The following is a 16,594-nucleotide window of genomic DNA, read 5'->3' as shown; positions in this document are numbered from 1 at the left end:
TCGACCCTGGGGTGCGCCGAGCAGACCGGGTCAGAATGGAACCATGAGTCGTTCTGCCGCGCCCAGTGCGCCGTCGTCCAAGAAGAAGCCCGTCAAGAAGCCGATGTCGCCCCGCACGGCACAGTTCATCGCCATCGGCGTCGCCCTCGCTTTCGTCGCGGCGATCGCCCTCATCGTCGTCACGAGCCTCGGCGGAGGCGCGCAGACGGATGCTCTTCCTGACGTCACCCCCGAGGGTCAGGCCGAGGTGCAGCGCGCCGATTCGCACTACATCAACGGCTCAGCCGATTCTGCGGTGACCATCGTCGAGTTCCTCGACTTCCAGTGCCCCGCGTGCGCCGTTGCGGCGGGCAGCGTCGGCTCGATCATCGACACCTACGGTGACGACGTGGCCGTGGTCATTCGCAACTTCCCGCTCACGAGCATCCACCCCCACGCCGTCGACTCGGCCGTGGCCTTCGAAGCCGCCGCTGCCCAGGGTGCTGCCGCCGAGATGTACCGGGCCCTCTTCGCGACGCAGCAGCAGTGGAGCCCCGGCAGCGGCTCGCAAGCCGACGTGTTCCGCGGCCTGGCAGAAGACCTCGGTCTTGACATGGCGGCGTACGACGCCGCGGTCGCCGACCCGGCCACGCTCGAGCGCGTGTCGCGCGACAACGCCGACGCAATGGGCCTGGGCTTGCAGGGCACCCCGAGCTTCTTCATCGACGGAGAGCAGGCGGCGATCGCCTCGCTCGACGACCTGGCCGCTCTGGTCGCTCAGGCTCTCGGCGAGTAGACCAGCCAAGAGCGGTCGCGGGCGACCGACGGCTAGCGAGTCGCCGGCTGCTGCGGTCGGGCGAGCAGCTCGACGTGCCGGTCGGCGAGTTCGCCCACCGCGCGCTCGAGCCCGGCATCATCACCACGCGCGAGGCCCGCGTACTGCAACCGCACCCCTTCGCCGTCGGCCGTTGCCACGACCCACAGTCGACGCCGCGGCACGAACAGGCTCGTCAGCAGCCCGGCGAGCACGAGCAGCGACGAGATGAGCACGCCCGCCTGCGTCGGGTCATGGTGGATATCGAGGCTCACGAAGCGCGGCAGGCGCGTGAACTCGACGCTGCCCCGCCCGTCAGGCAGCTCGGCGCTCTCGCCGAGCTGCAGCACGATCGAGTCGACGCCCGTGTCGCCTCCGGTGATCTGGTCGAGGTCGTCGGTGTTGAGCGAGTAGGCGTTGCGCGGCACCCCCTCGTCGAGGCCGAGGTCGCCTTCGAAGACGTTGAGCGTCAGCACGGGGTTGTCGGGCTCGGGAAAGATCGAGCTCAGGGCCCCCGAGTCGAGCGCGACGGCTGAAGGGTAGAAGAAGCCGATCATGCCGAGCTGCTCGTCGAGCCCGTCGGGCACCTTGACGACGCCCAGACTCGTCAGGTTGGCGTCTTGCGGCAAGAACGGCACGGGCTGACTGAACACCGCTGTGCCCTCGCCATCGAAGACGGTGATCCAGGGCGCGAATCCGTTGCCGAGCAGGTAGGCGTTCGTGGCGCCGACCGGTAGCGGCTCATTCACCCGCACGGTCTCGGCACGGGATTCGCCGTTCTCGGTGACCGTCACCGACGCGGTGAAGTCGAGCGGAATCGGTCGCCCGGTCGTGGTGTCGAGGTCGTAGACCGCCTCGAAGTCGTCGAGTCTGAGCGAGAACGGGTCGAGCCGGGTCTCGTCGAAGAAGCGGCCGGGGCTGAACGAGTCGTAGCTCGTGAGCTGGTTCGTGAACGTCTGCCCCTGCACGATGACGCGCTGGCCGTTGTAGCCGAATCCACCCGCGAGACCGATCGTGGCGAGAATGCCGACGAGCGCCATGTGAAAAACCAGGTTGCCGGTCTCGCGCAGGTAGCCGCGCTCGGCGCTGAGAGAGTCGCCGTAGCGCTCGACGCGGAAGCGCTGTTTACGCAGCAGCGTGCGCGCTTCGGCGAGCGCCGTCTCGATATCGACGGATGCTCTCCGCTCGGTGTGCCCGACGAGCCGGTCGAGGCGTGCCGGAGTGGCCGGGGGTCGCGCGCGCAGCGCCTTCGCGTGATGCTGAGTACGCGGGATGATGCAGCCGATGAGCGACACGAACAGCAGCAGGTAGATCGACGAGAACCACACCGAGGTGTAGGTGTCGAAGACCTGCAGGGCGTCGAGCACCGGGAAGAGGTCGGGGTTGTCGCGCTCGAACTGCACGACGCCATTGGGGTCGGCCGAGCGCTGCGGCACGAGCGAGCCGGGAATCGCGGCGACCGCGAGCAGCAGCAGTAGCACGAGCGCTGTGCGCATGCTCGTGAGTTGGCGCCAGGCGAAGCGCAACCAGCCCGCCGCATCGAGCTTCGGCTGGGCGATCGTCGAGCGCGTCGCGGGCTCGTTCTTGTCAGGCTCAGTGCTGTCGTGAAAGTCAGAGGGGCGTAACGGTTCCACCGATCACCGCCGAAAGGCTCGAGACGAACAGTTGCCAGAGACCGGTCACCATCATGAGGCCGATGACGATGAGAAGCGCGCCGCCGATGATGTTGATGACGCGAATATTGCGCTTGAGCCACGCCGTCGCCCCGGCGACCCACCGGAAGCCGAGGGCGACGAGCAAGAACGGCACGCCGAGACCGAGGCTGTAGGCCGTGCCGATGAGGGCCGCCCGCCCGAGGTCGCCCTCGCCGAGCACAAGCGCGTTCACCGCGATGAGCGTCGGGCCGATGCACGGCGCCCAGCCGAGGCCGAAGACGATGCCGAGCAGAGGTGCCCCGGCGAGACCCGTGGTCGTCGTGATGCTCGGCGTGAGCGTGCGCTGCAGAAAGCTCACCTGCCCGATGAAGACGAGCCCCATGACGATGACGATGACGCCCGCGATGCGCGTGATGAGGTCGAGCCACGGCAGCAGCAGCAGACCGGCCGTGGCGAAGACGATCGAGAAGCTGACGAAGACCGCGGTGAACCCGAGCACGAAGAGCGCAACCCCGAGCAACAGCCGGCCGCGGCCCTTCTCGAATTCTTCAGCACGCGTGAAACCGCCGATGTAGGCGAGGTAGCCCGGAACGAGCGGCAGCACGCACGGCGAGGCGAACGCGAGAAACCCCGCGGCGAGCGCGATCGGCAACGCGAGCAGCAGGTTGCCACTCAGCACGATCTCACCGATCGGGTTGACGGCGGCCGCGAGCGTGATCACTGCGCTTCGGCGAGCACGTCGGTGATCATCGACCGCAACACGCTCGGCTCTGTGAGCAGCCCCGAGATGCGCGCGGCAACCCTGCCCTGCTGGTCGAGCACGAGAGTCGTCGGCACGGCGTTGGGTGCGACCTGGCCCGCGAAGGCGAGGCGCACAGACCCGTCATTGACGTCGAGGATCGAGGGGTAGGTCACGCCGAACTCGTTGGCGAATGACAGGGCGGTCGGCGCCTGGTCGTAGATGTTGACTCCGAGAAAGCTAACGCCGTCGGCGGCGAACCGCTGCGAGAGCTCTTCGAGGTCGGCGGCTTCGAGGCGGCACGGAGGGCATCCGGCGTACCAGAAGTTCACGACGAGCACGTCGCCGAGATAGTCGTCGCTCGAGACCGAGTCGCCGTTCTCGATGAGCCCCGCGAACTCGACGGGCTCACCCCGGTCGGCCGCGGCGATGACGGTGTAGGCGCCGTCGCCCGAGATGTAGCCCTGGCCGGTGCCGTCGCGATACTGCTGCGCGAGCGGATCGCTCGAGGTGCAGCCGGCGAGAACGATCACGGCCGCGGCGAGGGCGAGGGCGCTCGCGCGGCGCACGGCGGTTCGGTGGTTCACACTGCTCCCAGGTCGGTCGACTCTGCGATCAAGTCTGCACTCGGCTGCTGATAGTCGGTCTCAGTGAAGCGGCCGTCGGCCCAGGTGAAGCTCGTGACGCTCGAGAGCGAGCAACGGCGCTTGCGGGGGTCGTGATGCAGGGGCTCTCCGGCGAGAGCGCGGTGCGCCATCCAGATGGGCAACTGGTGGCTGACCATGACCACCTCACCCGAGTCGACAGACGCGCGGGCATCGGTCATGGCGGAGAGCATCCGTGCTGCGATGTCGGCGAAGGGCTCGCCCCAGCTCGGCAGCCGCGGGTTGCGCAGCAAGTGCCAGTTGCGAGGGTCAGAGAGAGTGCGGCCGTTCATGCGCTTGCCCTCGAAGCGGTTGGTCGGCTCGATGATGCGCGGTTCGGTGCGCACGTCGAGCCCGAAACCCTCCGCCCAGGGCGCCGCCGATTCCTGCGCGCGCTGCAGCGGGCTGGCATAGAGCGCGGTGACCGGATGCCCCGCCAGCAGCGACACAGACGCGGCAGCCATGCGGTGCCCGAGGTCACTGAGCCCGAAGTGCGGCAGTCGCCCGTAGAGCACACGATCGGGGTTGTGCACCTCGCCGTGGCGCACGAGGTGAACCAGGTCGGCGGGCATGCTTTCAGTCTAGAGTTCGCAGGCTTGGTCGCCGCCGGGAGCGGCGGCCACAGCAGCACAGCGTCGCCGCCGAGAGCGGCGGCGGGCATCCCCTGCCCCGCCGGTAGGCTTGGGCCTCATGACTCGCACCGTGATCGCGCACCTCGCCCCCCTGCCCGACGGCCCTGTAACCGTCGCCGGATGGGTCGAGACCGTGCGTGATCAGAAGAAGGTGCAGTTCGTCATTCTGCGCGACGAGTCGGGAGCCGTGCAGCTGGTCAACCCGGCCACGAGAGATCTCGAAGACGGTGCCTCGGCCGAGGAGCTCGCCGCCGCCGCGCTCACCGAGACCATCGGCGGGCTCGCGCACGGCACGATGGTGCGCGTCACGGGCGAGCTCAAGCACGACGAGCGCGTCAAGCTCGGCGGCATCGAGGTGAAGATCGCCGCGCTAGAGGTCGTGAGCGAGGCCCTCGCCGAGACGCCGATCGCCGACGACTCCAGCCTCGACAAGCGGCTCGACTGGCGTTTTCTCGACTTGCGTCGCCCCGAGGCCTCGCTGATCTTCAAAGTTCAGACGACGTTCGAGCACGCCCTGCGCACCTGGTGGGTCGAGCGCGACTTCATCGAGCTGCATACCCCCAAGCTCATGGCGAGCGCGTCAGAGAGTCGCGCCGAGCTGTTCGAGATGGAGTACTTCGAGACGAAGGCTTACCTCGCGCAGAGCCCGCAGTTCTTCAAGCAGATGGCGCAGCCCGCCGGCTTCGGAAAGGTCTTCGAGATCGCTCCGGCCTTCCGCGCCGACCCCTCGTTCACCTCGCGCCACGCGACCGAGTTCACCTCGATCGACGCTGAGATCAGCTGGATCGACTCGCACGACGACGTCATGGCCATGCACGAGCAGCTGCTGGCCGCGGCGTTCGGCGCAGTCGTCGAGAAGCACGGGGCCGCGATCGAGGCAGCGTTCGGCGTCGAGCTGAGCGTGCCGACCGCGCCGTTCCCGCGCATCCCGCTCGCCGAGGCGCGCCAGATCGTGGCCGACGGGGGCTACGAGATTCCGCGCGCCGACGGCGATCTCGACCCCGAGGGCGAGCGCCGACTGAGTGCGTGGGTGAAGGCCAACCACGGTCACGACTTCGTGTTCGTGACCGACTACGCGACCGGAATCCGGCCGTTCTACCACATGCGCCGCGAGGGCGACCCGAGCATCACGAACAGCTACGACCTGCTCTACAACGGCGTCGAGATCTCGACCGGCGCGCAGCGTGAGCACCGCATCGACGTGCTCATCGAGCAGGCGAAAGAGAAGGGACTCGAGCCCGAAGAACTCGAGTTCTACCTCGACTTCTTCCGCTACGGCGTGCCGCCGCACGGCGGTTTCGGTATGGGCCTCGCGCGCGTGCTCATGCTCATGCTGGGCCTCGGCTCGATCCGCGAGACGACCTACCTGTTCCGCGGCCCGACGCGCCTGCTGCCGTAGAGGTCAGGTCAGGCAGCGGCTAGGTCAGGTCGACGACCGTGGCTCCGGCCGCGTGCTTCATGACCGACTCGACCGCACTCTTTGCCGAGGCCTTCGCCTTGTAGTTCTCGCTCACCGCGAGGGTCTGGCCATTCGACGACACGATGCGCCAGAAGTACGGCTGGGTCGCGCTCTTGCCTTTGACGATCTCGAACTTCATCGGTCTCTCCCGTCTGCGGGCGGCCTCGGGTGCCGCCTCTGTCGTGATGCTATTTCGCTATCTCGCATCGCGCCAGAGGCGTCAGAGATTCAGACGGTGAAATCGGGGCGGATGCTCCAGCCGGTGTACTGCTCGAGCTGGGCCATGAGGGTCAGCGCCTGCAGTCGCGCGTGGTCGTCGCTCACCGTCGAGTAGACGTCAATCGCCAGGGGCGGGGGCTCGCCGAACTTCGGAATCTCGATCTCGACCCAGGCGCCGCGGCCGTCGCGCGCTTCGTCGAGCGGCACGAAGGGGCGCATGGTGCGCTGCCTCTCGACGGGACGGTCGACGGCGAGGGCGACGATGGCGAGAGCATCCAGCTTGGTCACGGCGCTCATGACCACGATCGTGGCGCAGTATTCCGCCGGCTGGTCGGGGCGGCGCAGCAGTTGCCGCAAGGGGTCGAGCATGAGGCAACGCTAGGCGGCGATTCTGAATGCGCGCCGGGGTGGGAATACCCCTGTCACTCTATGCGTTTGCATGAATACTATTGAGGCGAGCACGACAAGGAGCCCACCATGACCGTCGCCCCCGAAGGCCTGCACCATGTCACCGCGATCGCCGGCGACCCGCAGAAGAACATCGACTTCTACATCACCGGGCTCGGCCTGAGGCTCGTGAAGAAGACCGTCAACTTCGACGACCCCGGCACGTACCACCTCTACTACGGCGACGAGTCGGGCCGGCCCGGCAGCCTCATGACCTTCTTTCCGTGGCGGGGCATTCAGCAGGGGCGCATCGGCGCTGGCCAGCCGACCTCGACCGCCTTCTCGGTGCCCGCGGGCTCGCTCGGCTGGTGGGTCGACCACTTCGCCTCGGTCGGTGCCCAGGCCCGCATCACTTCGACGAGCTCGAGCGAAGAGCGGCTGCTCGTGCACGACCCCGACGGCCTGCAGATCGAGCTCGTCGCGACGCACGAGCACGACCCGCGCGACCCGTGGGACTCGGCGAGCGTTCCTGCCGAGCACGCGATTCGCGGCCAGCACTCGAGCGTTCTCACGGTGCGCGACGCGGAGCAGACGATCGCCCTCATGGTGAACGATCTCGGCATGCGGGTCGTCGAGCAGGAGGGCAACCGCACGCGCCTCGCCTCGGGCGTGGGTCTGCCGGGCGCACTCGTCGACGTGCACGGCTCGAACCTCGTGCAGCCAGGACTCACGGCGGGCGGCACGGTGCACCACATCGCCTTCCGCGTGCCCGACCAGGCGACGCAGCAGCAGTGGCGCGACGAGCTCGCCTCGCGCGGCCACCGGGTCACCGAGATTCTCGACCGGCAGTACTTCACGAGCATCTACTTCCGAGAGCCCGGCGGCGTGCTGTTCGAGATCGCGACCGACACCCCCGGCTTCGACGTCGACGAGCCGCTGCTCGAACTCGGCCGCTCACTCAAGCTGCCGCCGTGGCTCGAGCCCTCGCGCGAGCAGATCGAGCACGCCGTGATTCCGATCACGCTGCCGGCAGAGAACAACCCCGAGGTGGCGGCATGAGCCCGGATGCTCTACCGACGGTCGACCTCGACGAGTGGCCCCACCTCTTCATCGAGGGCGCTTCGGCCGTTGCGCCGGTCGTGCTCACGCTGCACGGTACCGGCGGTGACGAGCGCGAGATCGTCGCACTCGGCGAGGCCGTCGCACCGGGAGCCGCCGTGCTCTCGCCGCGCGGCCGGGTTCGCGAGGGCCTCGCGAACCGATGGTTCCGGCGCCTCGGCGAGGGCGTCTTCGACGTCGACGACGTCATCGTGCGGGCCGCAGAGCTCGCCGCCTTCGTGGTCGCCGCGCGGTCGCGGTATGCGCTCGAGGGACGCGAGCTGATCGCGGCGGGCTTCTCGAACGGCGCCAACATCGCCCTCGCGACGGCGCTGCTGCATCCCGACGTGGTATCCCGCGTCGTCGCGTTCAGCGGCATGTACCCGTTCGGCGACCGCGAGCCCGGCGGCTCGTCACCAGGACTCGAGCTGCTGCTGCTGGGCGGCGACCACGACCCGATGGCGCCGGCGACGAGCGTCGACCGGCTCGAAGCGTTCGCGAGCGCGAGGGGGGCATCCGTCACCCGGCACCGCCGCCCCGGCGGCCACGGCATCGAGGCCGGCGAGCTGCAGTTCGCGAAGGAGTGGTTGGCCCGCTGACGCGCGAAAGAGGGCAGGCACGACCGACATCGACCGCTGTGCTGGCCGACACCCGTCGGTCATGCGGCAGCCGTCGACGCCCGCCTCAGGGTCGCGCGGTCGGGTAGCGCTCGAACCACTCGGTTGCGTTTCCGCTCTCGACGAACTCGCGATGCAGGGCCGTCTGACGCAGGGCTGATTCGAGCGCATACCCCCTCAGCGCGGCCCATCCTCGTGTCCACGAAACTCGCCGGGCGTACTGCCAGATCGACGCGGAACCGAGTTCACCGAGAAGCTCCGACACTTCTCGGGCACGACGCACGTGGTGATAGGCAATCTGCCGTCTCCTCTTTCCGAGTTTCGTGAAGCCGTACTCATGGCCCGGAAGCACGTCGAATGCGTCGAACGCAGAAAGCTTCTCGAGCGATGTCAAGAAGTCATGAACGGGATCATGCCCCGGAAGAGAACCGATGCCGATACCGGAGAAGATCTGCGGAAGCACATGGTCGCCTGTGTAGACGACCTGACGATCACGGTCGGCCAGGCACAAATGCCCCTGCGTGTGACCGGGCGTGGCGACCACTTCGAGTGAATGCCCTTCGAACGGCAGGATCTCACCGTCGTCGACTGTGCCGTCTGCATGAACCGGTCGATCGTCGTCCTTCTGCTCGGTGGGAACGGTCAGATCGTCGCGACGATCTTGCGGAACACCCCAGGTCTCCCATTGCGCTTCACGGGCCTGAAGAGTGCTCGGCTCACCGGCCTCTGATCGAGCAATCACGTCACATTCCACCGTCGACAAGAGCAGACGGGCGCCCGTGCGCTCCCGCAGTTCGGCGCTCAGCCCCAGGTGGTCGCGGTGAAAGTGAGTGGCCAAGACTGTGCGCACGTCGTGAATGCGAAGACCAATGTTCTCGAACGATCGAGACAGTTGCTCGTATGAGCCGATGCCAGCCCAACCCGGGTCGATGACATGCAGGTCGCCCCGGGGCGAGACGAGCACGTAGCACAAGGTGAAAGGCAAACCCGGAACTGGAGTACGCGTAGCGATCGCCCATATTCCCTCAGCAATGCGGGTTGGCTCGGCCACCCGACCGTGCCTCCACGACTCACGCTGCGCCACGCACTGGTCGAGGGGTCGCACCACGGGGCCCTCGCGCACGTTCGAAGCCTAGCGCGCGGTCACAAGGTAGACAGGTGCTCCGTGCGGCAAGTTCGTATCTTTGAGGGCCGCGGTCTCGGGAGCGTCCGGTCGCACTTCCGGGCGGCAGCGGTGCTTATCGCCGCTCTGCAGAACGACATCCTTCTCAACGTCCCCGGTGATCGAGCCCGCAAGGCCAAGCGCATCTTTCGTTTCGACCAAGTGGGCACAGAGCGAGTGCCGGTTGCGGCCGCCAACCGTGACCTTCCTGGTCATCGGAGTGGTACTGCCCCAGGTCGTACCGCAGTAGACGGTGGTCTTCTACTCGCTCGATAGCTCGTGCAGGAACCAGTTCTAAGTAACCCCAAGGCCGCGAAACCGCGGTGGTCGGAGGTCTTCCGCAGTTGCTCCAGCTGCTCGTACGGCGGAACGGCACCACAGCGTGAAGCCACGTTGACGACGAGCGCGACGCGATTGGCAGACTTGGCGAAGGCTGTCTCGCGGCCCTCGATCACGGAGTGCAGTAGATTGGCGTGCTTCAGTGTGCTTGTGCTGATACATAGGCGCAGCCTGGGCACACGCGTGCACTCGCTCAGCGAGCAGAGAGCACGCACTGGCAGCTGGTGGAGCACGCGACCGGCTGCAGCGACGGAGTCGCACATGGACAGGTGCGCTTCGAGGAGCGCCAAGCTCAGGTTCCGCAGTACGAGCACGAGCCGCGGGTCGTCAGCCTGTGCGAGCATCTCGTCGGTCGATGCCCATTTTCCTGGGCAACCGAATGCAGTCATTCAGCCAAATACGCCGGAGTGAGGCCGCTGGTCTACGTCGAAGAGAGCGAAAGTTGGCCGCAGGTCAAGAGGGCTGCGAATGGATCAATGCGTCGCCCGCAGTCGGAGCCGCGCACGATCGCAATCCACCGATGCCGAAGCACACTCCCCCATTGGCTTCCGCGAGCGTCACACGTTCGCTGTTGAGATCAGCGCTACGCGTGAACTCCATGTCGGACAGCCGACAACTTCTAACCCAATGCGCTCTTGTTTAGGCTTAAAGCAGGAGCGCTTCATTGCCTCTGTAACGTATTTTTTTCAGGTCCAAAAATTTGCTACTATGTTGAAATAATTCCCAGGAATGGATCTCTATGTCTCAGGCCCTGTACGAAGAGTATGTCCACGCACTGATCGATCGTGACTGGGCGAGACTCGAGACAACCCTCACCGAAGACGTGCGAAGAGAGGGATTCGACGGGCCACGAGACTCAACATTCAGCCGCGCTGAGTACCTCGAATACCTAGCGCGTGTTATGGATCCGATTGAGAGCTTCGGATACGACGTGCATCGCATAGTCTCGACCGACGATGGACAGGTCGGGCTTGTCGAAGTCACCAGCCGCTACCTTGAAGACAGCGTGAGTTTCGGCTATCGCATGGCCTTCGTCCTCACGAAGCGCGCTGGTGAGGAACGGATCGAGAACGTCGAGATCTATTGGAAGACCCCTGAGCATCGCCTCAAGCAAGAAACCGTCTACGACCGCAGCTCGGAGTGAACTCATGTCTCTAGAAGTCTTTCAGTCTTACCTGCAAGGCATCATCGACCGCGACTGGGACCAGGTTACGGCCACGCTAGCCGCTGGTGTCCATCGCGAAGGCTACGACGGACCGCAAGACTCAACCGATGGACGCGACAACTACATCCAGTTTCTTGACCGTGTAATGACCCCCATCGAAGGGTTTGGGTACGACGTCCACCGAATCGCCTCAACGGAGAACGGAAAGGTGGGCCTCATTGAGGTCACGAGTCGCTACGTCGAGAACGGCGAAGAGTTGGGCTATCGAATGGCATATGTCATCACCGTCGATGACAATGACCTCATCGACAACATCGAGATCTACTGGAAGACACCCACCAAACGCCTTTCTGTCGACACGGTATACGACCGCACGGCAGGCTAGTTGCGCCGATTCCGGAGCTTCTCACGAAGCCGCCCCCAGCGGCGGGCTTGTTTCGCAGCAGTCGCCCCGGTCTGCACAATGCACCAGCAACCAGCTAGTGGCTGCCAGCGAGGATTCGTGCAGGGTTTCCCACGATGATCTGATCGATCGTTTCTTCCGAGACACCGCGGCGCCTCAGCTCCGGAAGAACCTGCTCAGAGACGATGAGATGGGTCCATTCGGGCATGATGCGGTCCTTGTGAGTCGGAGCCATGTTCACGCTGTAGAGCGACGAGTCATGCGAGACAACGAGTTGTTCCGCGTACCCGAGTTCAATCAGCTGGTGAAGAGTGTCGACCCGTTCCGTATCCACTCCCGTAATCGTCATTCCGAATCGGTCCAACCCCACCGTTGAACCCGCATCCAGAAGGCGTCGCAAGTACGTGATGTCCGTTGTGTCTCCGCTGTGTCCGATCACGACGTGCTGCAAGTCGATTCCCAGTTCTGTGAAGCGCGCCTGCTGATCGAGCCCGCCGAGCACATGAGGGTTCGAGTGCGTCGCAATCGGCACGCCGGTCTGTTGGTGCGCGGCTGCAGCCGCGGCGAATACGCGGGCGACATCGTCGGTGATACCGAACCGATCGCTCGAGACTTTGATGATCGCCGCCTTCACCCCCGTACCGGCGATGCCTTCCCGGATGTCACCGATGAACATCTCCGCCAACGGATCCTCATCGATGTACCCCCCGCGGGAGTGCGTTGAGAAGTAGGTCGGAAGATCACGCTGTGTGTAGAAGCCAGTCGCCACAACAATGTTGACAGGACTCTCGGCCGCCAACCGTTGAATGCGCGGAATCGATCGGCCGAGACCCATGACCGTGAGATCAACAAGGGTCGAGATGCCCGCTGCGGCAAGCGCACGCATCCGCGCCAACGCTGCTGCGTGCATGACATCCTCATCCCATTCACCCGTTGGGTAGTTCTCCTCCAACTCGGGGTTTCTGATGAAGAGGTGCTCGTGCATGAGAGTAGCGCCGAGGTCCTTCACTGCGACTTCGCCGCGCACTGTCGCAACCGTGCCGGTCATGCCACACGCTCCTCGCTGGTCAGCACGGGCGCCGCCAACGTCGGCCAGTCAGCCGTCACGACGTCCACTTCGAGCGCCGCAGCGCAGGAGGGGCAGTAGTACTCCCTCATGAGAACCTCAGGTGACGTCGTGCGAGGGGCCACGGCCATGTCAAGTTCTTCGTATCGAGCCGCAATCTCCTGTACCTGCATCGTCGCTCCATCTCGCCAATTGCGGGAGATCGGTCCCAAGACCTGGAGACAGGACTCGCAACGCCACGTGCCATCCGCGACACCGATCGAGATTCCGATATTGCTCGGTGCCCGTAATTCCGCCCGGGGCTCTGCGCCAATGCGCCTGCGACGCAGCTCCTCACGAGCGCTGGCTGTCGCGTCCGGATCGACCATTCCGGTCTCCGTGAGAATTACGGCGTACGCTGCCTCCGCGTGTTTGCGCGTTATCCAGCCAGCCTGCACATCTTCCGCGACTATCTCCGGACTCCGCAGCAGAGGGTCGCCGAGACCGCTCCCGCCGCCGCCTGCATGGATGACCACGTCTCCGCGTTCGACTACGAGATCAGACATCTTCTTGCGGTAGTACTCGGTCTCTCCGGTCAGGCGGGCTTCCTCGCTCGGCGCGATGCCGTGATCCAGGAGTTCCCTGACGCCAGCGCTCCGAATGACGCGCGCAGCGCTCGCCGCGCCGGGAAACCCCCCGCCGGGACCGCACGCGGGCTGGTGGGCGACGTTATTCCATGCGGGACCGCGGAGCTTCTCTGCGTGCGCGATCTCGTAGGCCTCTTCCATACCCTGCCCACCGCGCATGGCCCCAGGTCCGCCCGAGTTCGGCGCAATTCTCTTCCACAGAAACCGCGTGGGTCCGTCGTGTTCGTAGACCTCGAGCTCGGGGATGCGCGCCGCGAGTTGCCCCGTGCCGCCGTGCACATCCTGCCCATCGTGGTTGGTCTGTGCGCCACCTCCGGTTCCGATCGCATCGTCCATGTAGAAGATCGTCGACTGGTGGCCTGCATCATGAGTACCCGAAAGTGCGTTTGACGAGTGCCCGTTGTGGGCGATACCTGCGACCCGACTACGAAGCACGGGATCGTCAGAAAGCGAGCACGCTTGGATGAGCAGACTCGCGGTGAGCTTGCGCACCGCGAATCCCGTCTCTACGTGCCCAAAGCTCACTGCCGCAGGCATCGTGGGGTTGACATTGGTTCCCGGCTCGCCGAAGTCGAACGAAAGCGGCCGCCACATTCCTCCGTTGATCGGAAAGTCGCCGTACCCCAAGAGCACCACAAGCGGAGCTGCGATCGACCCAATCATCGCCCCTCGACCAGCGTTCACGTAGGCCTCGATCTGCGGGAAGCCCTCGAAAGAGAACACGAGATCAGACCCATCGATCGCGAGCCGTCCCTGAATGGGGAGCATGACGTCAGGGTCGGCGCGACCGTCCCACTCCACCCAGTCCACAGCCTCGTAGACACCGTCGGGCATGCTGGAGATACGTTCTCGAAAGGTCTTCTCAGTGAGGTCTTTGTTGTGCTCCGAGTAGGCGAGATGCGCGTCGATACCGAACCGCTCGATCACCTCGTTGAGTTTGGACGCACCGACGTGACTCGCGGCGATCATGCTCCGGATATCGTTGATCACCGGCCGTGGGGCGCGAACGTTGGCCGCAATGAACTTTTCCCATTCTGGGTCGAGCAACCCACCTCGAATGACGCGGATCGGTGGGAACCGCAAGCCTTCTCCGAAGATGTTGAGGGCACCAGGTGCAATTCCCGAGACTCCCGAACCGCCGATGTCGAGTACATGAATATTGGTGAAGGTCCAGCCCTGGTGGGTGTCGCCCGTGAAGACCGGCATGATGATTCCGACGTCTGCCTGATGAAGCGCGCCTCCCACGTGCGGGTCGTTGACGATCCAGCCATCGCCCGGGGCAAGATCGCCGAGCTCAGCCGCTGTTGCCGCGACTGCCTGCGTTCCGACGAGAGACGACCCAAGATGCGCCTGAACGAACGCTGCCGAGCCGAGGTGCTCGGGGATCGCGTCGAATACGCAAGCCTGGAAGTCAGAAGCCTCGGTGACGACCGGAGAGCCCGAGGTGCGACGGAGTGTGATCGCCATTTCGTTGGTGATGTTCTCCAGCGCGCGACGGTGAACCTCTGCAGCCAAGGTGTCGTTGATGGCACTCATGAGATCTCTTCCGTTGTCGTGGTCACCTCTGTGTCGGTGAGTACGTAGTTCAGAAACTCATCGCGCGACGCTCTGAAGCCGGGCGGCACGAAGATCGTCGTGTCAGACGCATCGATGATCGCCGGGCCGTTCACCGAACTGCCCGGGGTGAACTTGTCATCGGCATAGAGCGGGATGTTCTCCCGGGACCGCTTCGAAGGCAGGAAGACCGCACGCGATCCGGTCTGAATCTTGTTCGGCGCAGTCGCGCTGAGCGCGGCCGGGGTGAGTTGTGCTTTGTCTCGGCTTGCGCGAGCGGTGACGACGTAGTTGACAAGCCGAACGGTGGAGTCCTTCCAGGCAGTCCCTGCGCCGTAGGTTCGCTCGTAGAGTCTGAAGAACTGTTCAGATAACTGCGGGGCATCCGACGCTGAAATCGTCGCGGTGTCGAGCGCCATCGGCAGTTCGTGGTGCTGTCCTGTGAAGCGGAACTCGCCGCTGTACTCGAGCGCGATATCGTCCGCGCTGAAGCCTTGAGCCTGAAGCAGTTCACGCGCTTGCCCAAGCATCTCCTCGGCTATTGCGCCCATCGCATCCTCGTCGATCGAATCGAGCTCGTCGCCGATGGTGCGCGTCAGGCGCACCATGTAGTCGGAACTCAAGACCCCCACCGCACAGAAGACCGAACTGTTGTGCGGGATGATCACCCGCTCGATCGTGAGTCTCCGTGCGATCTCCGCTGCAAACATCGGGAGCGTGCCCCCGTAGGCGACGAAGGCGAAAGCGCGCGGGTCATACCCCTTGGCGACTGTTACCTCGCGCATGGCGCTCGCCATGTGGGCGACGACCAGATCGTGCACCGCGGCCGCGGAGTTCTCGATGTCAGAACCAAGAGGAGTTGCGATGACCCTGTCCAGAGCGTTCTCAGCGAGGTCGGGCCGCAACTTCAAGCGGCCGCCGAGGTAGTTCTCGGGGTCCATAACCCCGAGAACGATCATCGCGTCGGTCACGGTCGGCTCGGTACCACCGCGGCCGTAAGCGGCGGGTCCCGGCTCAGAGCGCGCGCTCTGGGGGCCGACTCGAGGCACACCGCGTTCACTGATCCAGGCGATCGAGCCACCGCCGGCACCGACCGAGTCGATGTCGACGATGTTCACCGTCGTGCGCAGCGGACCCACTTGCACATCGCCCGCTATGTGCGGCTCATAGTCGGTGATAATGCCCGTGTCAAAGCTCGTACCCCCCATATCGCCGAGCAGGACATGGGGAGTCTGCATCCGCTCGGCAAGCGCCTTGGCGCCGACAGCGCCACCCGCGGGGCCGCTGCCATAGAGAGCCAGAGGCTGTTCGGAGGCAGCCTCGCTCGACATACGGCCGCCCAAACCTTGGAAGAACGAGAGATTGCCCGTGAATCCGCCCTCGTCGAGGCGGTCCCTGAGCGACGCGACGAAACGAGTGGCTTCGCTCTGCACGAATGCGCTAAGCACCGCAGTCGTCCAACGACGGTTCTCCCCGATGACCGGCGACATTTGGTGCGACTGGACGACGAACGTCCCGATTCCTGCATCGCGAACGGCCTGCGCCGCACGCAGCTCGTTGTCAGGATTCAGGTAGCTGTTCACGAAGCAGATCGCGACGCTGACCACCCCGAATTCATCGACAAGTCGACGAGCAGCGGCAACGATTACCGAAGGGTCGGGGGCGAGCAACACGCTTCCGTCACCGTCTGTGCGCTCGTCGATCTCGACGATCCACCGCCGATCGACCATGTCAGGGGCATTCTCCTGAAGGTGGTCGTCCCGTACCGCGCTGCGGTGTGAGTCGCCGATACGGAATGTGTCTTTGAATCCGCTGGTCACGAGCACGCCGACGCGCGCACCGCGAAGGGTCATGAGAGAGTTAGTGACCACTGTGGTCGACACCGTGAACTCAGTGGTCGCCGCAAGAAACTCAGCGCTCGGAACCCCGACAACCTCGGCGACGACACCGACCGCTTCGAGCACACCTTTGCCGAAGTCGTCGTATGTCGTGAGTGCCTTGCCCCGCACGACGCGGCCGTCCACCGCGGCGGCAAC

17 protein-coding genes are annotated in these 16,594 nt (G+C 65.1%); 6 read left to right on the top strand and 11 right to left on the bottom strand.

Features of this window, described 5'->3' with window-relative positions; translation table 11 throughout:
• Window positions 1-43 precede the first annotated feature (43 nt).
• Entirely contained in the window at window positions 44-775 is a 732-nt protein-coding gene (locus KL788_RS10495) for a DsbA family protein (protein ID WP_293171145.1), read from the top strand.
• 32 nt (window positions 776-807) lie between these two features.
• On the opposite strand, the gene resB is transcribed toward KL788_RS10495, so the two are convergent.
• The 4 genes from resB to KL788_RS10475 are packed head-to-tail and all read right to left on the bottom strand — an operon-like array spanning window position 808 to window position 4,403.
• On the bottom strand, window positions 808-2,427 hold the full coding sequence (resB, locus tag KL788_RS10490) for a cytochrome c biogenesis protein ResB (RefSeq protein WP_293171142.1): 1,620 nt from the start codon (window positions 2,425-2,427) through the stop codon (window positions 808-810).
• Window positions 2,405-3,169 carry a cytochrome c biogenesis CcdA family protein gene (locus KL788_RS10485; protein WP_293171139.1) on the bottom strand — a complete coding sequence of 255 codons (765 nt, stop codon included), beginning with the start codon at window positions 3,167-3,169 and terminating at the stop codon, window positions 2,405-2,407. The genes resB and KL788_RS10485 overlap by 23 nt, the downstream gene beginning before the upstream one ends.
• The gene (locus KL788_RS10480) at window positions 3,166-3,756 is read right to left on the bottom strand and encodes a TlpA family protein disulfide reductase (RefSeq protein WP_293171136.1); all 591 of its coding nucleotides are present in this window, start codon (window positions 3,754-3,756) and stop codon (window positions 3,166-3,168) included. The genes KL788_RS10485 and KL788_RS10480 overlap by 4 nt, the downstream gene beginning before the upstream one ends.
• A gap of 14 nt (window positions 3,757-3,770) precedes the next feature.
• Window positions 3,771-4,403, bottom strand: coding sequence for a histidine phosphatase family protein (locus KL788_RS10475; protein WP_293171133.1), 633 nt, complete (start codon window positions 4,401-4,403; stop codon window positions 3,771-3,773).
• 118 nt (window positions 4,404-4,521) lie between these two features.
• On the opposite strand from KL788_RS10475, the gene aspS reads away from it, so the two are divergent.
• Window positions 4,522-5,862 carry an aspartate--tRNA(Asn) ligase gene (gene aspS / locus KL788_RS10470; RefSeq protein WP_293171130.1) on the top strand — a complete coding sequence of 447 codons (1,341 nt, stop codon included), beginning with the start codon at window positions 4,522-4,524 and terminating at the stop codon, window positions 5,860-5,862.
• Between the two features lie 19 nt (window positions 5,863-5,881).
• Here aspS and KL788_RS10465 read toward each other — a convergent pair whose 3' ends face one another.
• Window positions 5,882-6,061 carry a YegP family protein gene (locus KL788_RS10465; protein WP_293171127.1) on the bottom strand — a complete coding sequence of 60 codons (180 nt, stop codon included), beginning with the start codon at window positions 6,059-6,061 and terminating at the stop codon, window positions 5,882-5,884.
• An 89-nt stretch (window positions 6,062-6,150) separates the two neighbouring features.
• The gene (locus tag KL788_RS10460) at window positions 6,151-6,510 is read right to left on the bottom strand and encodes a hypothetical protein (RefSeq protein WP_293171124.1); all 360 of its coding nucleotides are present in this window, start codon (window positions 6,508-6,510) and stop codon (window positions 6,151-6,153) included.
• A 108-nt stretch (window positions 6,511-6,618) separates the two neighbouring features.
• On the opposite strand from KL788_RS10460, the gene KL788_RS10455 reads away from it, so the two are divergent.
• Window positions 6,619-7,587: a ring-cleaving dioxygenase gene (locus tag KL788_RS10455; protein WP_293171121.1), complete on the top strand. Its 969-nt coding sequence runs from the start codon at window positions 6,619-6,621 to the stop codon at window positions 7,585-7,587.
• Window positions 7,584-8,225, top strand: coding sequence for an alpha/beta hydrolase (locus KL788_RS10450; RefSeq protein ID WP_293171118.1), 642 nt, complete (start codon window positions 7,584-7,586; stop codon window positions 8,223-8,225). The genes KL788_RS10455 and KL788_RS10450 overlap by 4 nt, the downstream gene beginning before the upstream one ends.
• Window positions 8,226-8,310: 85 nt before the next feature.
• On the opposite strand, the gene KL788_RS10445 is transcribed toward KL788_RS10450, so the two are convergent.
• Window positions 8,311-9,294 (bottom strand): MBL fold metallo-hydrolase, encoded by a 984-nt coding sequence (locus tag KL788_RS10445; protein WP_293171115.1) that lies wholly within the window; start codon window positions 9,292-9,294, stop codon window positions 8,311-8,313.
• A 323-nt stretch (window positions 9,295-9,617) separates the two neighbouring features.
• On the bottom strand, window positions 9,618-10,007 hold the full coding sequence (locus KL788_RS14115; protein ID WP_367120446.1) for a hypothetical protein: 390 nt from the start codon (window positions 10,005-10,007) through the stop codon (window positions 9,618-9,620).
• 476 nt (window positions 10,008-10,483) lie between these two features.
• Between KL788_RS14115 and KL788_RS10440 the strand changes: the two genes are divergently transcribed.
• Together KL788_RS10440 and KL788_RS10435 are read left to right on the top strand one after the other, a co-directional pair.
• Complete coding sequence (locus KL788_RS10440) at window positions 10,484-10,888, top strand: nuclear transport factor 2 family protein (protein ID WP_293171112.1); 405 nt, start codon at window positions 10,484-10,486, stop codon at window positions 10,886-10,888.
• A 4-nt stretch (window positions 10,889-10,892) separates the two neighbouring features.
• The gene (locus KL788_RS10435; protein ID WP_293171109.1) at window positions 10,893-11,294 is read left to right on the top strand and encodes a nuclear transport factor 2 family protein; all 402 of its coding nucleotides are present in this window, start codon (window positions 10,893-10,895) and stop codon (window positions 11,292-11,294) included.
• A 94-nt stretch (window positions 11,295-11,388) separates the two neighbouring features.
• On the opposite strand, the gene KL788_RS10430 is transcribed toward KL788_RS10435, so the two are convergent.
• Genes KL788_RS10430 through KL788_RS10420 form a run of 3 tightly spaced genes read right to left on the bottom strand, consistent with a single transcriptional unit; the run spans window position 11,389 to window position 16,567 of the window.
• On the bottom strand, window positions 11,389-12,360 hold the full coding sequence (locus KL788_RS10430) for a phosphotriesterase family protein (protein WP_293171106.1): 972 nt from the start codon (window positions 12,358-12,360) through the stop codon (window positions 11,389-11,391).
• A complete protein-coding gene (locus tag KL788_RS10425) occupies window positions 12,357-14,540 on the bottom strand; it encodes a hydantoinase B/oxoprolinase family protein (RefSeq protein ID WP_293171103.1) in 2,184 nt (727 codons plus the stop codon). Before KL788_RS10425 ends, KL788_RS10430 begins: the two co-directional genes overlap by 4 nt.
• Window positions 14,537-16,567 (bottom strand): hydantoinase/oxoprolinase family protein, encoded by a 2,031-nt coding sequence (locus KL788_RS10420; RefSeq protein ID WP_367120445.1) that lies wholly within the window; start codon window positions 16,565-16,567, stop codon window positions 14,537-14,539. Before KL788_RS10420 ends, KL788_RS10425 begins: the two co-directional genes overlap by 4 nt.
• Window positions 16,568-16,594: the final 27 nt, after the last annotated feature.

The sequence above is a fragment of the Microcella sp. genome (assembly GCF_019739195.1).
In the GTDB taxonomy this organism is placed as follows: Bacteria; Actinomycetota; Actinomycetes; order Actinomycetales; family Microbacteriaceae; genus Microcella.
This window is presented reverse-complemented; position numbering and strand designations above follow the sequence as displayed.